Annotated in this window: 13 protein-coding genes and 3 pseudogenes; 10 read left to right on the plus strand and 6 right to left on the minus strand. The window is 54.7% G+C overall.

Translation table 11 applies throughout. The features are described from left to right. Window positions 1–320: 320 nt before the first annotated feature. Window positions 321–1562 (plus strand): alanine transaminase, encoded by a 1242-nt coding sequence (alaC, locus tag AAIG26_RS08015; RefSeq protein ID WP_045513945.1) that lies wholly within the window; start codon window positions 321–323, stop codon window positions 1560–1562. Window positions 1563–1636: 74 nt separating this feature from the next. Here alaC and ypdK read toward each other — a convergent pair whose 3' ends face one another. The 3 genes from ypdK to AAIG26_RS08030 form a co-directional block, all read right to left on the minus strand. Beyond that, a complete protein-coding gene (gene ypdK, locus AAIG26_RS08020; RefSeq protein WP_099458783.1) occupies window positions 1637–1708 on the minus strand; it encodes a membrane protein YpdK in 72 nt (23 codons plus the stop codon). 542 nt (window positions 1709–2250) lie between these two features. Continuing rightward, a complete protein-coding gene (locus tag AAIG26_RS08025) occupies window positions 2251–2382 on the minus strand; it encodes a hypothetical protein (protein WP_313626395.1) in 132 nt (43 codons plus the stop codon). Between the two features lie 60 nt (window positions 2383–2442). Next, on the minus strand, window positions 2443–3084 hold the full coding sequence (locus AAIG26_RS08030) for a hypothetical protein (RefSeq protein ID WP_343180422.1): 642 nt from the start codon (window positions 3082–3084) through the stop codon (window positions 2443–2445). 295 nt (window positions 3085–3379) lie between these two features. On the opposite strand from AAIG26_RS08030, the pseudogene AAIG26_RS08035 reads away from it, so the two are divergent. The 4 genes and pseudogenes from AAIG26_RS08035 to hutH form a co-directional block, all read left to right on the plus strand. Continuing rightward, window positions 3380–3562 (plus strand): annotated as a pseudogene (locus tag AAIG26_RS08035) (hypothetical protein); the annotation flags it as partial. A 155-nt stretch (window positions 3563–3717) separates the two neighbouring features. Next, a pseudogene (locus AAIG26_RS08040) lies at window positions 3718–3813 on the plus strand (hypothetical protein); the annotation flags it as partial. 27 nt (window positions 3814–3840) lie between these two features. Continuing rightward, window positions 3841–4185 (plus strand): annotated as a pseudogene (locus AAIG26_RS08045) (hypothetical protein); the annotation flags it as partial. Beyond that, window positions 4182–5708, plus strand: a complete 1527-nt coding sequence (hutH, locus tag AAIG26_RS08050) for a histidine ammonia-lyase (protein ID WP_343180423.1) — start codon at window positions 4182–4184, stop codon at window positions 5706–5708. The pseudogene AAIG26_RS08045 and the gene hutH, both read left to right, overlap by 4 nt. Window positions 5709–5941: 233 nt before the next feature. Here hutH and hutG read toward each other — a convergent pair whose 3' ends face one another. Genes hutG through hutU form a run of 3 tightly spaced genes read right to left on the minus strand, consistent with a single transcriptional unit; the run spans window position 5942 to window position 9669 of the window. Then, a complete protein-coding gene (gene hutG, locus AAIG26_RS08055; protein ID WP_097407733.1) occupies window positions 5942–6742 on the minus strand; it encodes an N-formylglutamate deformylase in 801 nt (266 codons plus the stop codon). After that, entirely contained in the window at window positions 6735–7943 is a 1209-nt protein-coding gene (hutI, locus tag AAIG26_RS08060; RefSeq protein ID WP_343180424.1) for an imidazolonepropionase, read from the minus strand. The genes hutG and hutI overlap by 8 nt, the downstream gene beginning before the upstream one ends. Before the next feature lie 49 nt (window positions 7944–7992). Beyond that, window positions 7993–9669, minus strand: a complete 1677-nt coding sequence (gene hutU / locus AAIG26_RS08065; RefSeq protein ID WP_020454589.1) for a urocanate hydratase — start codon at window positions 9667–9669, stop codon at window positions 7993–7995. Between the two features lie 483 nt (window positions 9670–10152). Here hutU and AAIG26_RS08070 point away from each other — a divergent pair, with 483 nt between their 5' ends. Genes AAIG26_RS08070 through AAIG26_RS08090 form a run of 5 tightly spaced genes read left to right on the plus strand, consistent with a single transcriptional unit; the run spans window position 10153 to window position 15064 of the window. Then, window positions 10153–11250, plus strand: coding sequence for an ATP-binding cassette domain-containing protein (locus tag AAIG26_RS08070; RefSeq protein WP_343180425.1), 1098 nt, complete (start codon window positions 10153–10155; stop codon window positions 11248–11250). After that, the gene (locus tag AAIG26_RS08075; RefSeq protein WP_343180426.1) at window positions 11247–11891 is read left to right on the plus strand and encodes an ABC transporter permease subunit; all 645 of its coding nucleotides are present in this window, start codon (window positions 11247–11249) and stop codon (window positions 11889–11891) included. Before AAIG26_RS08070 ends, AAIG26_RS08075 begins: the two co-directional genes overlap by 4 nt. A 3-nt stretch (window positions 11892–11894) precedes the next feature. Then, on the plus strand, window positions 11895–12575 hold the full coding sequence (locus AAIG26_RS08080) for an ABC transporter permease (protein WP_343180427.1): 681 nt from the start codon (window positions 11895–11897) through the stop codon (window positions 12573–12575). Between the two features lie 33 nt (window positions 12576–12608). Continuing rightward, on the plus strand, window positions 12609–13490 hold the full coding sequence (locus AAIG26_RS08085; RefSeq protein ID WP_045513091.1) for an ABC transporter substrate-binding protein: 882 nt from the start codon (window positions 12609–12611) through the stop codon (window positions 13488–13490). Window positions 13491–13504: 14 nt separating this feature from the next. Then, window positions 13505–15064, plus strand: a complete 1560-nt coding sequence (locus AAIG26_RS08090) for an aromatic amino acid ammonia-lyase (RefSeq protein ID WP_233500402.1) — start codon at window positions 13505–13507, stop codon at window positions 15062–15064. Window positions 15065–15349 lie beyond the last annotated feature (285 nt).

A 15349-nucleotide genomic window follows, 5' to 3' on the forward strand; every position in this document is an offset into this window, starting at 1 on the left:
TCATTCGCTGAATGAGGAAAGACCACTTTTCCAAAAGGGGATTGAAAAGATCTGAAAGAAATGATGCGTCAGTGCGCTAACTGGTGAATTTTTAAGGTAATTTTATCTTTATTTTATTGTTAAAATATATGATGGATTTTTCTATAAGAGGATAATCTGGCTTTCCCTTTCCTAAATTAAACTTCCCCTTTTATGGCGTTGCGTTATTTTTGCGCTTACCTCTCGACAGCGAGATTTTTTTCGGGCTATGTTCTGAATACGCCGCAAATGCGGCGACGTCGCTCGGACGGTCCGGGCGCTAACGTTACTCCGAGGAATCTATGGCTGACTTCAGTCCTGAACGCCGTTTTACGCGCATCGATCGTCTCCCCCCGTATGTTTTTAATATCACCGCTGAACTGAAAATGGCTGCGCGACGCCGCGGCGAAGACATTATTGATTTCAGTATGGGCAACCCGGATGGCGCGACGCCGCCGCATATCGTTGAGAAACTCTGTACCGTCGCGCAACGCCCGGATACGCACGGTTACTCCACGTCACGCGGCATTCCACGTCTGCGCCGGGCGATTTCCCGCTGGTATCAGGATCGTTATCAAGTGGATATCGATCCGGAAACCGAAGCGATTGTTACCATCGGCTCGAAAGAGGGGCTGGCGCATCTGATGCTGGCGACGCTGGATCACGGTGATACCGTGCTGGTGCCGAACCCGAGTTATCCGATTCATATTTACGGTGCGGTGATTGCGGGAGCGCAGGTACGTTCTGTGCCGCTGGTGGAAGGTGTTGACTTCTTCAATGAGCTGGAGCGCGCGATCCGCGAAAGTTACCCGAAGCCGAAAATGATGATTTTAGGCTTTCCGTCTAACCCGACGGCGCAGTGCGTTGAACTGGAGTTCTTTGAAAAAGTGGTCGCGCTGGCAAAACGCTACGATGTGCTGGTGGTTCACGATCTGGCCTATGCCGACATTGTGTACGATGGCTGGAAAGCGCCGTCAATCATGCAGGTGCCGGGCGCGCGCGATGTCGCCGTTGAGTTCTTCACGTTGTCGAAAAGTTACAATATGGCGGGCTGGCGTATCGGCTTTATGGTCGGTAATCCGGTGCTGGTCAACGCACTGGCGCGGATCAAAAGTTATCATGATTACGGCACCTTTACGCCGCTCCAGGTGGCTGCGATTGCTGCGCTGGAAGGGGATCAGCAGTGTGTGCGCGATATTGCTGCTCAGTATAAACGCCGCCGCGATGTACTGGTTAAAGGGTTGCATGAAGCGGGCTGGATGGTAGAAATGCCGAAAGCATCAATGTATGTGTGGGCGAAAATTCCGGAACCGTATGCGGCGATGGGCTCGCTGGAGTTTGCCAAAAAGCTGCTGCAGGAGGCGAAAGTGTGTGTCTCTCCGGGTATCGGCTTTGGTGACTATGGCGATACGCATGTGCGTTTCGCGCTGATTGAGAACCGCGATCGTATCCGCCAGGCGGTACGCGGTATTAAGGCCATGTTCCGCGCCGACGGGCTGCTTCCGGCAGCGCAAAAAAGTGCGGCGGAAGATCTGGAACCGTAACTGTTCCTTGCCCGGCTGGCAAAACAAAAAAGGAGCCTTTTGGCTCCTTTTTTGTACAGCACGATATGCTCAGGTTAGATCATCAGGGCGAATGTGCCGGCCCACACAATAACCATCACCGAAATGCCCATAAAGAAATATTTCACGTTCATCGCTCCGCACACCTAAGTATGCATTCATGACCATTCAGGACTGAGTATAGAGAGGTGAAACTACGCCACATCGAAAATGAGAATTATCTCTATTTCGGCCACAGCTCCATCTCAGAATTTCGGGTGAATTCCTCACCAAACGGGGCTAATGTACGCTTAATTTTTAGGCCTTACAAGAGCCTTTTTTCTATTTATTTTTAGTAACTTACAATGTGTCGGGCTTTGGCGACACAATACTTTCACTGCTAAATAAATTGCTATTGAGCGACGATAAAAATGGTCTGCTGAAACGGTTCATTTCCGCTTGAATAATAAGGCTAATTTTTTGAAGCAGGTCACAACTTGTGCAATTAGACCGAAGACAAGCGTCGGCGTGTTTCTGCGATGACATGCATAAAAAAATAATCCGCAGGGAAAAAATCCCGTTACGGAAAGAGGGCGTTGGGGAAGCTTGCGGAAGGTACGATGCGATTATTAAAAAAGCGCAAGCTGTGCCTGCGCTTTGCCTTTAAAACCGTTACGGCAAACTCCTGCGTTTAGCCGATAGGGCTTGAGGTGATCCGGCGACTGCGGCATTTCGGGCAGTAATCCGGCGTACCGAAACCAGTACGGCTGGTCCATTCGTGTTTGCAGTCCAGACATTTCGCCCGGTAAATTGTTGGTGCCATTTGTTCTTACCTCTCAACATCGCTAAGGTTTGCTGTTACGTAATCTGTCGGTGTGTCAGTTTAAATTCGTGCAATTTCAGCCTGCAGAGATTTGACACGTGAAATATGGGATTTGATATCTGAAAGATCGTTTTCCAGCTTTTCTTTATCTTCCCTGCTGGCCGCCGCTATTTCGTCTTCCACTTTCATTATTTGCTCTTCATTTTTTTGCAGATCTTTTGCCAGCATGGTTAGCATATTTTCTTTTTTAGCAAGATGTGAAGAGAGGCGAGATTTGCATTGTGCGACATAATTTGGGTCGCTTCCTTGTGCGCGGATCTGCTCTTTTTCTCTTAGCGCACGCTCTTTCGCTGGCAGCTCATTTTGTAAGCATCTGCGACGTTGCTGATCGTCAGTGCTGTTGATTTCACTGCGGATTCGGCGGATTGCATCCTGCAGGGTCGCGATATCATTGGCTATTTTATTGCGCCAGACATCGGTTGGGTGATGGGCTATTTCATTTTCAAGGTTCTTTTTGACTTTAAGAAACATCTCCGCGCTGGTAACGGCCGATTTTTCAATAATAAATTTAAAAGCATTTGTGGCTGTCGCAACAATGGATTTGCCCGCAACTTCCGCAATACCTGCTATTTTTCCCATCAGATCGTCATTTTCGATGACTTTTTCTTTAAACGTCTTTTTGATGTTATTCCATGAAAACATATGCCCTCCTTATTTATTTTCGTTTTATCTTACTCTTGTTTATTTAACACTTAATACTTCTTATTTTAAAAAATTTTAATTGCCATTAGGTCGGGATTAAATTTTAAAAAATTAGATAAACAGGCATTGATATAGATGAATATACTTTTTTTATGCGATAAGGGAGGGGGAAATAAAGATTCAATGCGGTTGAGTATGTTATCGCTACTGAAAAAAACGCCGGGGTACAAGTCATAAGTTATGCCAATAAACGTCTATACAACCCATCACGGCTCTGACATTTCATCGACGCCGGGTGGCCTCGGCTGATGAGTGCCGCCTGTTGTACCGCAACGAGCACGATCCCTGCCTGCTTATTCGCGGTCATGGATGGTCAATCTTACATACTGTCCTCCCCGCCAGCCTGCTTTTCCTGGGCAGCCGTTACCGGTTACAGGGGCATTTCGGCTTCGGATCATTTGCGTCAGTAAAAGCGTGATTGCTGGCGCACTATAATAAAATTGTATCTTTTCTGTTAAATCCTGCCTTGCGCGTAATTGTATAGGCAAGTATATATGTTTACACATCAGGACATGTCCTCAGGAGAGAACACCGATGCCGCACACCCTCAATCGCCAGCAGACCTCTAAAGGCATGGAGCTGAATACGAAAAGCTGGCTCGCCGAAGCGCCATTGCGCAATAACCTTGATCCCGATGCTGCCGAAAACCCGAACTTACTGGTGGGGTATGGCGGCATTGGTGGTAACAAACCTTATTCTGGCGCGGTGGCAAACCCGAACCGCGAAACCGAAGCGATGCGCGACGGTTCTGATGCCGTATCCAACTGGCCGATGTTTAACACTGCCAGCGGCGCGACCCTGGCCTCGCTGCACCACTGCGGTGGCATGCGGATGGGATTTTCCCGGCATGCAGGGGTGATGAATGTTTGTAATGGCACAAATGAAGCGGTGGCACGCATTGCGCGCGTGCTGCCTCACGATCCGACAACTGGCGTGATGCGTCACGCTGAGGCTGAGTATGAGATTGCGATTGAGTGCGCCGCAGCGCAGGCGCTCAATCTTCCGATGATTGCTGTAATGCAGGGGCAGGGCAAAGCATGAAAAATTTCACCCTTATTCCGGGCCAACTCACCCTCGCGCAGCTGCGCGAAATCTACAGCCAGCCGCTTCATCTGTCGCTGGATGATGGCGCGTTTGCGGCCATTAATGAGAGCGTTGCCTGCGTCAACACCATTATGGCGGAAGGCCGCACCGCCTATGGCATCAACACGGGCTTCGGTTTGCTGGCGCAGACGCGTATCGCGACGGAAGATCTGGAGAATTTGCAACGCTCGCTGGTGCTGTCTCACGCCGCAGGCGTTGGCGAACCGCTAGATGACGCGCTGGTTCGCTTAATTATGGTGCTGAAGATCAACAGCCTGGCGCGCGGTTTTTCCGGCATTCGCCTGCAGGTGATCCAGATGCTGGTGGCGATGGTTAACGCGGAGGTTTATCCGTGGATCCCGGCGAAAGGCTCGGTGGGCGCATCCGGGGATCTCGCACCGCTGGCGCATATGTCGCTGACGCTGCTCGGCGAAGGCAAAGCGCGCTGGCAGGGGGAATGGTTACCGGCGAGTGAAGCGCTGAAAAACGCCGGGCTGGAGCCAATTACGCTGGCGGCAAAAGAGGGGCTGGCGCTGCTGAACGGTACGCAAACCTCCACCGCCTTTGCTTTGCGCGGCCTGTTTGAAGCCGAAGATCTGTTCGCTTCTGCCGTGGTTTGCGGTGCGCTGACCACTGAGGCGGCGCTCGGTTCGCGTCGTCCCTTCGATGCGCGTATTCATGACGTTCGCGGCCAGCGCGGGCAGATTAACGCGGCGGCGTTATATCGCCATCTATTAACCGATGACAGCGCCATTTCCCAGTCTCACCACAACTGCAATAAAGTGCAGGATCCTTACTCCCTACGCTGTCAGCCGCAGGTGATGGGCGCATGCCTGACGCAACTGCGTTTTGCCGCGGAAGTGCTGTTAACTGAAGCAAATGCGGTTTCCGATAACCCGCTGGTGTTCGCCGCCGAAAACGAAGTGATCTCCGGGGGGAATTTCCATGCGGAACCAGTCGCGATGGCCGCCGATAATATTGCGCTGGCGATTGCGGAGATAGGCTCGCTGGCGGAGCGCCGTATTGCCCTGCTGATGGACAGCCATATGTCGCAACTACCGCCGTTCCTCGTGAAAAATGGCGGTGTTAACTCTGGCTTTATGATTGCCCAGGTCACCGCAGCGGCGCTGGCAAGTGAAAACAAAGCGTTATCGCATCCGCACAGTGTGGACAGTTTGCCCACCTCGGCAAACCAGGAAGATCACGTTTCTATGGCACCGGCTGCCGGGCGTCGTCTGTGGGAAATGGCGGCGAACACGCGCGGCGTCATTGCTGTCGAGTGGCTTGCCGCCTGTCAGGGGCTGGATATGCGCGAAGGCTTAACCAGTAGCCCGCTGCTGGAACAGGCCCGCCATCTGCTGCGCGAACAGGTTGCGCATTATGAGAAAGATCGTTATTTCGCGCCGGATATTGAACGTGCGATTGCTCTGCTGGCGGAACGCCATCTGACGACATTGCTGCCAGCAATAGTGTCTTGCTGAAGAAGAGAGGCATTGCTGGTCATTCGGATGCGGCGGGCTTTGCCTGTGAAATTGAATACATTTTTGCTGTTATAAAACGTAAGGAGCCCCTGTAAGCCAGCATAATGTTTTGGTGTCAGGGGCTGGCGTCACGCCAGGAATGGATTAAGTGTTAAGCGGTGGCGGGAAATAAAGGCTCAACGACACGGGAATGAATCCCCTCATGAAGGGATGCTTGCGCATCCCTTTTAATGTTAACGGGACAGTCGTTGCTTACCCCAGTCGAGCGCGGTGTTGATCAGGGAAGTCAGTAGCTGGCGGAACGCTTCACTCTTCTCTTCAGAGAAAGCAAAACTCGTCTCATCCATGTAGCAGCACTGCGCCACTTCCAGTTGTATCGCATGGATGTTCTGTTGCGGTGCGCCGTAATGGCGGGTGATATACCCGCCTTTGAAGCGACCGTTGAGCACTTTCGTGTAGCGCGGAAATGCCTCGCAGCATGCCAGTAATGCGGCGCTCAGTTCCGGCGCGCAGCTTGCGCCATCGGCAGTACCGAAGTTCAGATCCGGCAGTTTGCCGTCAAACAAACGCGGAACCACCGATTTGATGGAGTGTGCATCCCACAGGAGCGCGTAACCGAAAGTGTCGCGCAACCGCGCCAGTTCCTGCGCCAGCGCCTGGTGATAAGGCTGCCACACAGTATGCAAAATAGCGGCTTTCGTGGCGTCATCCGGCGCTTTACCCGCTTCGAACAGCGACTCGCCGTCAAAAAAGGTGTCCGGAAACAGGCCGGTGGTCGCGGTAGCGTATAACGGTTTATCATCTGCCGGGCGGTTTAAATCCACCACATAGCGGGAATAATTAGCGCTCAGCACGCTGGCGCCAAGCTCGCGAATCGGCTGATACAGCAGCGGAATATGCCAGTCCGTATCCTCCAGACGTCGTGCCCGCGCGGTGAGGCCGCTGGCAATTTCCGGTGTCAGTTGCGTGCCGGGATGGGGCATGCTGACCAGTAGCGGCAGCCGACCCTGATGTAATTCGAATCCGTTAGTCATGCCAGACTTCCTCCCCCTGATAGATAACCTGTTTTGACAGTGTTCCTCCCAGCCAGTAGCTGAGTTCTGCCGGATGAGCCACATCCCACGCGACAAAGCTGGCTTCTTTACCCGCCTGGAGCGTACCGCAGCGTTCACTGATACCTAATGCACGGGCGGCATGACAGGTCACTCCCGCCAGCGCTTCTTCAGGCGTCAGACGGAACAACGTGCAGGCCATGTTCATCATCAGGCGCAGCGACAGCACGGGCGACGTACCGGGGTTCAGATCGCCGGAAATGGCCATCGGCACCTGATGCTTACGTAATAGCGCCACCGGTGGCGGCTGGCTCTCGCGTAAAAAGTAAAACGCGCCCGGCAGCAGAACGGCAGTGGTGCCGTGCTGCGCCATCAGCACGATATCTTCTTCGCACAAATACTCGAGATGATCGGCGGAAAGCGCACTGTAGCGGGCGGCCAGCCCTGCGCCGTGCTGCAGTGAAAGCTGTTCGGCATGCAGTTTTACCGGTAAGCCAAGCTGCTGCGCTTTGCGGAAAACCCGCTCCACTTGCGGCGGTGAAAAGGCCAGATGTTCACAAAAAGCATCAACCGCATCGACCAGCCCTTGTGCGTGCCAGGCGGGTAGCCAGTGCTGGCAAATCTCGTCGATGTAGTCGTCAGCGCGCCCCTGATACTCGCCCGGCACTGCATGCGCTGCGAGACAGGTGCTGAAGATGGTGAGCGGCATTTCTGCGCCAAGCGTGCGGATCACCCGCAACATTTTGCTTTCATCGGCAAAGCTGAGGCCATAACCGGATTTGATCTCAAGCGCCGTAACGCCTTCTTTGCGCAGTGCGTCAATGCGCTTGCGGGCGCTTTCCAGCAGTTGTTGCTGGCTGGCGTTGCGGGTGGCATTCACGGTACTGATAATGCCGCCGCCTGCTGCGGCGATTTCCGCGTAGCTCGCGCCGTTGAGTCGCATCTCAAATTCCTGGCTGCGATCGCCGCCAAACACGCTATGGCTATGGCAATCGATCAACCCAGGCGTAACCAGCCGCCCCTGCAAATCCACTTCACGATCGACCACATCATCCGGCTGCGTTCCCTCTTCGCCCAGCCATGAAATCTGCGACCCGTTGGTGATCAGCGCGCCGCGAGGGATCAGGTTGTATTTGCCCGCTTCCATGGTGGCAATCTGGCAGTGACGCCATAAAATGCGCATCCGCGTTCTCCCGTCATGGTTCGGCGCGGCAATCACCGCGCCGTCGGTTTTACTTTGCAATCATCGGTAAATTGAGGCCGTGCTCTTTGGCACAGGCGACCGCTGAATCATAGCCTGCGTCAGCATGGCGCATCACGCCCGTCGCCGGATCGTTATGCAGTACGCGGGCAATACGTTCTGCCGCTTCATCCGTGCCATCACAGACGATAACCATCCCCGAATGTTGCGAGAAGCCCATGCCGACGCCTCCGCCGTGGTGCAGAGAAACCCAGGTTGCGCCGCTGGCGGTGTTGAGCAACGCGTTCAGCAAAGGCCAGTCGGAAACTGCATCGGAGCCATCTTTCATCGCTTCGGTTTCGCGGTTTGGGCTGGCAACGGAGCCGGAGTCCAGGTGATCGCGGCCAATGACAATTGGTGCGGAGACTTCGCCGCGACGCACCATTTCATTAAACGCCAGCCCCAGACGTGCGCGTTGCCCCAGACCAACCCAACAGATACGCGCAGGTAAGCCCTGGAAACTGATGCGCTCTTTCGCCATATCCAGCCAGCGGTGCAGATGCGCGTCATCCGCGATCAGCTCTTTTACCTTTTCATCGGTGCGATAGATATCTTCCGCATCGCCGGAGAGCGCGGCCCAGCGGAATGGCCCAATACCGCGGCAGAAGAGCGGGCGAATATAGGCGGGCACAAAACCCGGGAAATCGAAGGCGTTGCTGACGCCCATCTCTTTCGCCATCTGGCGAATATTGTTGCCATAGTCGAAGGTCGGAATGCCCTGCTGCTGGAAGGCGAGCATTGCTTTAACGTGCTCGGCCATTGAGGCTTTCGCAGCCTGAGTCACCACTGCCGGTTCACTCTTCGCGCGTTCGCGATACGCTTCCCACTGCCAGCCAATCGGCAAATAGCCGTTTAGCGGATCGTGGGCGCTGGTTTGATCGGTCACGAGATCGGGGCGAACGCCGCGTTTAACCAGTTCCGGTAAAACTTCTGCCGCATTGCCGTGCAGCGCCACAGAGATGGCTTTGCCTTCACGGGTGTAGCGTTCAATACGCGCCAGTGCATCGTCTAAATCTGTTGCTTGCTCATCCACATACCCGGTACGCAGGCGGAAATCGATGCGGGATTGCTGGCACTCAATATTCAGCGAGCAGGCGCCCGCCAGCGTGGCGGCCAGCGGCTGCGCGCCGCCCATGCCGCCCAGACCTGCGGTCAGCACCCAGCGGCCAACCAGCGAACCGTTATAGTGCTGGCGACCCGCTTCGACGAAGGTTTCATACGTACCCTGAACGATCCCCTGGCTGCCGATATAGATCCAGGAGCCTGCGGTCATCTGGCCGTACATCGCCAGCCCTTTAGCGTCCAGCTCGTTAAAGTGCTCCCAGTTGGCCCAGTGGGGAACCAGGTTTGAGTTAGCGATCAGTACGCGCGGTGCATTGCTGTGGGTTTTAAACACGCCGACCGGTTTGCCGGATTGCACCAGCAGCGTTTCGTCATCATTGAGCTGTTTTAGCGCTTCAACCATTTTGTCAAAGCACTCCCAGTTACGCGCTGCCCGTCCAATCCCACCATACACCACCAGTTCTTTCGGGTTTTCCGCAACATCGGGATCAAGGTTATTCATCAGCATGCGCAGCGGCGCTTCAGTCAGCCAGCTTTTCGCATTCAATGTCGTGCCGCGCGGCGCTCTGATCTCAACATCACGATAACGGGATAATTCACTACTCATGCGGTTTACCTTCTCTGTTTGATAGCGGAATACATGCTTACTGACGTTGCGATGCTGCTGTATACGTCTTGTATATACATGATAAGCACATAAGGTGCCAGTTTAATCAATTTATTTATTTCACATATAAAACAATGCGTTGTTATTGATGGCTTTTTTGATCGTAGTGAAAGAAGGGGTATTGGTGCATTTTTTTGCACTGCTATTGTGCTTTAAAGCGTTGAGATGATCATTTTTAGTGCATCTCTGCGCTGTTTTAAAGCGAGCGTGTGGGGAAATGAAGCTGAGGGAATTCGTTTTGTTGTGCTGGATTTATTAACAATGTTTTTATATCTATTTGTTTTTAATTGGTTTTATTTAAATGATCAATGTTGCGATGACGTTATGGCACATGGCTTGCTAGTTGTACATACAAGGATATACAAAAGTTTTTTTGCATTGCCGTCACAACGGGACGGCAAACGATGACCATAAGGCGTAACGATGATTACTTTCAACAATGTGACCAAGCATTATCACGACGGTACCGTCGTGGTCGATGGCCTGAACCTTGTCGCGCCAGGAGGCAAAATTACTGTGCTTGTGGGGCCGTCTGGTTGCGGAAAAACCACCTCATTACGCATGATCAACCGGCTGGTGGAGCCCTCATCCGGGACGATTTTGCTCAATGGCGAATCCACCGCTCAGATGGATGTTGTGCAATTGCGCCGCCGTATTGGTTATGTGATCCAGAATGCCGGCTTGTTCCCGCATAAAACCATCATCGATAACATCGCCACTACCGCGATCCTTAATGGCGCGGCGAAAAGCAAAGCCAGGGCCAGAGCGGCAGAATTACTGGAAGTGGTCGGTCTGGCGCCGCAACTGGCGAAACGCTACCCGTGGCAACTCTCCGGTGGCCAACAGCAGCGCGTCGGCGTGGCGCGTGCACTGGCTGCCGACCCGGAATTTATGCTGATGGACGAACCCTTCAGCGCCGTTGACCCTGTGGTGCGTGAACAGTTGCAGGAAGAGTTTCTGCGCATTCAGAAAGAGGTCAGCAAGACCATCATTATGGTCACGCACGATATTGATGAAGCAATGAAACTGGGTGATTGTGTTGCGGTGCTGAAACCTGGCGGCAAGCTGGCGCAACTGGCGACGCCGGGCGAACTGCTGAATGCGCCGCAGAGCGAATTTGTCGCCGATTTCATTGGCCGCGACCGCGGTTATCGCAAACTCAGTTTCCACACCTCCGCACCGCTGACGGCGTTGCAGGCGGAACCGGCTATCGAAATGGGCGCGTCACTTGCGCAGGCACGCAATATCAGCGCACAACGTTGGCTGCTGGTGACGCAGCAGGGCAGAGCCTGCGGCTGGTTTGACACGCATCAGCAGGTAACGGTGATAGCGCCGGAAAACGTGAACCTTGGCGCGACGTTTTCTCCGCAGGGCGGCACGCTGCGCCAGTTGCTGGATTCGGCGCTCAGTTCTCCCTGCCATCGCGCCGTGGTGGTCGATGAACAGCTTGCCCCGCTGGGATCGCTGGCGCTGGACAATGTGCTGGATGCCTGCAAGTCGCTGACGCAGGAGGCGCTATGAGATTTGACTGGCTGTGGGGGCAAAGCGACAGGATCCTCAGCTTGCTGCTCTGGCACTGCTATTTGTCGATTACGCCGATCCTGATCGGCCTGCTGCTGGCAATACCTGTCGGCTGGGCCGTGAACAACCTGCCAAAAGTGAAAGGTCTCATCCTGAATCTGTTTGGCCTGCTGTACACCATTCCGTCGCTGGCGCTGTTTGTACTGCTGCCGCCGCTGCTGAATACGCAAATTCTCGACCCAATCAACGTGGTCGTGGCGCTGACTATCTACAGCTTTGCGCTGCTGGTCAGAACCGTGTGCGACGGGCTGGATTCCGTGGCCGAAGATACCCGGCAGTCTGCTTTTGCGCTGGGGTACAAACCGCTACATCAATTTTTGCAGATCGACCTGCCGCTTGCTGTACCGGTGATCGGCTCCGGGCTGCGCGTGGCCGTGGTTTCGAATGTCAGCATCGTGTCGGTTGCCGCGCTGATTGGCGCGCCACAGTTAGGTTCGCTGTTTACCCAGGGGTTTCAGCTTCAGTTTCTCACCCCGATTATCGCCGGGATTGTGCTGTGCATCGCGCTGGCCTTCATTCTGGATTGCCTGGTGGTGGCGATAACCCGCTCTTTAAGCCGCTGGCAACCGCAAAGGGGATAACTGATGAGTGAATGGTTTTTCGATCTCAGCCACTGGTACGGCGACGACGGCATTGTGCCGCTGCTGTTGCAGCATATCGGTTACAGCGCGGCGGCGCTGGCGATTGCCGTCGCCATTGCGTTTCCGGTCGGCTGCTACACCGGCCATACCGGGAAAGGGGAGGCGCTGCTGATTGGTACCACCAACGCCCTGCGTTCGTTGCCCTCTTTTGGTCTGATTATTTTGCTGGTGATCCTGCTGGCGGGGTATTTCGAATCGGATTTGGCCTTTGTTTTACCCTGCATCATCGTGCTGGTGGTGCTGGCGCTGCCGCCAGTGGCGCTGGGCGTACATGCGGGTATCCGTTCTGTCGATCCCAGCGTGCATGACGCGGCAAAAGGGATTGGTCTGACGCCGCTTCAGGTGCTGTTGCAGGTTGAATTGCCCTGCGCAATGCAGCTGATCCTCTCCGGGATTCGCAGTGCCGCGCTGCAAATTGTCTCTACTGCGACCATTGCGGCCTACGTTTCACTCGGCGGCCTGGGACGATTGATTATCGACGGGCGTGCCGCCAACGACTTTGCGCAGATGACCGCCGGGGCCATCCTCGTCGCGCTGCTGGCATTGATCATTGATCTCTTTTTTTCGCTTTCAGGGAAAGTCGTGGTTTCACCGGGCATCACCCGGAAAACCAAAAACCAGTGATGTTGAGTCCTTTAATTACAGAAGGTTAATAAGATGATTAAGAAACGCTATTTAACGTTGTTCAGTGCCGCACTGCTGTCTGTCGCTTCTTCTGTCTGGGCTGCGGATGCCGGCCAGAAAGTGATTATTGGTTCGGCGGATTTTCCGGAAAACCAGTTGCTGGCGACCATTTACGCCGGGGCGCTGGAAGCGCAAAACATTCCGGTCGAGAAAAAACTCAACATTGGTAGCCGTGAAGTCTATATCCCGGCTCTGCTCGACGGTTCCATCACCGTGATCCCTGAGTACAGCGGCGCGCTGTTAAGCTATCTGGATGCGAAAAACGACGCGCACAGTTCGGAAGATGTGGCGAAAGCGCTGGCCGCTAAGCTGCCGGAAAAAGTGAAAATGCTGAACACGTCCACGGCGCAAAACAGCGATGTGCTGGCGGTAACGAAGAAAACCGCCGACAAGTACAAACTGAAAACCATCGACGATCTGAAACCTGTCGCCGGGCAGTTAGTGCTTGGTGGTCCGGCGGAGTGGAAAACCCGTCATGAAGGCGTTCCCGGCTTGCGTGAAGTTTATGGCCTGAATTTCAAAACCTTCAAAGTGCTGGATGTCGCTGGTCCGCTGACGCTGACGGCGCTGAAAAATAACCAGATTCAGGTGGCTGATCTGACCTCCACTACGCCGGAAATCAAAAAAGATCACCTGGTTGCGCTGGAAGATCCGAAACACCTGTTTGCCGCGCAGAACATTGTGCCCATAGTCGCCAGCAGCACACTGAACCCGACCATTGAAAGCACGCTGAACAAAATCTCCGCGCAGCTCACCACCGAAGATCTGATCGCCATGAACGAGCAACTTGCAGAGTTCGCCAGCATTGATGATGTGGCGCACCAGTGGCTGGTTAAACACCAGTTGAGCAAGTAAGGAACGGCTGCGAGATGACGACAACAATCCGTTCTTCCATGCCGCATATGGATGCGGTCACCTTAGGCAGGGATGCCACGACCATTGATGAGCTGGTGCGCATTGCCGATGGCGCCCAGGTTGTTCTGGCTGATGATGCGCTGGCGCAAATGGATAAGGTCAGCGGTTATATTCACAAAGCGATTGCTGACGGGAAGGTGATTTATGGTCTGACAACCGGCGTGGGAGACCTGGTGACCGAGCGTCTCTCTGCGGATCAAATTGCCAGCGTGCAACTCAATATGCTGCGTAGTCACGCCTGCGGGATGGGGCCGGATTTGTCGGTGCGGGAAGTGCGGGCGATGATGGCGGTGATGCTGAAATCGCTGTTGCAGGGCTACAGCGGCGTCAGTTCTGAACTGGCGCAGCGTATGTGCCTGATGCTGAACCGGCAGGTGACGCCGTGGTCGCCTGCCAGCGGTTCCGTGGGGTATCTGATTGCTACCGCGCATATCGGCTTATCGTTATTTGGCGAAGGGCAGTGCTGGTATCAGGGGGAGTTGTTGCCCTCCACCGACGCGCTGGCAAAAGCGGGCATTGCGCCGCGCATTCCCGGCCCGCGCGAAGGACACGCGCTGATCAGCGGCACCTACGAAATTACCGCACTGGCTTGTCTGGCAGTGCGGGATTTCGAGCAGTTGCTGCCGGTCGCGGATATGGCAGGCGGCATGTGTCTCGAAGCGCTGAAAGGCAACACCCGCGGCTATGACGCGCGTCTGCACGCTCTGCGTCCGCATGACGGGCAACAAGAAACAGCGCAGAATTTGCGCCGTTTACTGCACGGTAGCGAGATCCTTCAGCGTTACCGCGATCACCGGGTGCAGGATGCGCTCAGCTTACGCTGCATCCCGCAAATCCATGGCGCGGTGCGCGATCAACTGGCGCATTGTCGTCATATCGTTACTACCGAACTCAATTCGGTGACCGACAACCCGGTGTTTTTGATTGAAGACGATGCGCTGGTGATTTTGCCGGGCGGTAACGGTCACGGTGCGCCGCTGGCGCTGGCACTCGATGCGCTGGCAGTGGCTATTGCGCAACTGAGCACGGCGTCGCAGGCGCGTTCTGACCGTATTACCAACGTCCATCTCAGCGGCTTACCGGCATTTCTGGTCGGCAAAAGCGGAGCCAATTCCGGGATGATGATCCCGCCGTATGTCGCCGCCGCGCTCGCCGGGGATAATCGCAGCCTGGCGGCACCCGCCAGCGTACATACGGTTTCCACCTGTGCCGGGCAGGAAGATCATATCAGCATGGGCGTCTCTTCGGCGCGAAAAGCGATGCAGGCGGTGGCAAACGCGGTGGATATCGTGGCTATCGAGCTGCTGTGCGCTTGTCAGGCGATTGAATTTCATCGCCCGCTGCGCGCCTCGGTGGGGACAGAACTGACGCTCTCGCGGGTGCGCCAGCAGGTCGCGTTTCGTGAAACCGATACGCCGCTGTACACGGATATGCATGCCGTCCGGGATCTGATTGCGGATGGCGAACTGAGCCGCCAGCTTGCTTTACTGATAAAGGAGGGGGCTGATGAGTGAAGCTAATCGCCTGCTCAAGAGAAAATGGAGACTGGAGCTGTCGCGTGTGTAGGCAGGCATAGGGTGCGCTTTGCGATTACCTGGCGCACGCCTCGTCTGTTGCGTGCGCCAGGGAAATCCCTGTCGATGCGGCTCGATGTATGAATGGTGAAGAGGTGCCCTGCAGGGCTGATTAGCCAGCAGGTTCAGCCTGATGAACGGGAAGCACAGGCTAAGCATTGCGTGATAAATCACCCAGACCGCGCTGCTGGCGGTGGTCAAGTTCGTAGCTGTGCTGGCCCGCGA

Source organism: Kosakonia sp. PSU_27, assembly GCF_039409795.1.
In the GTDB taxonomy this organism is placed as follows: domain Bacteria; phylum Pseudomonadota; class Gammaproteobacteria; order Enterobacterales; family Enterobacteriaceae; genus Kosakonia.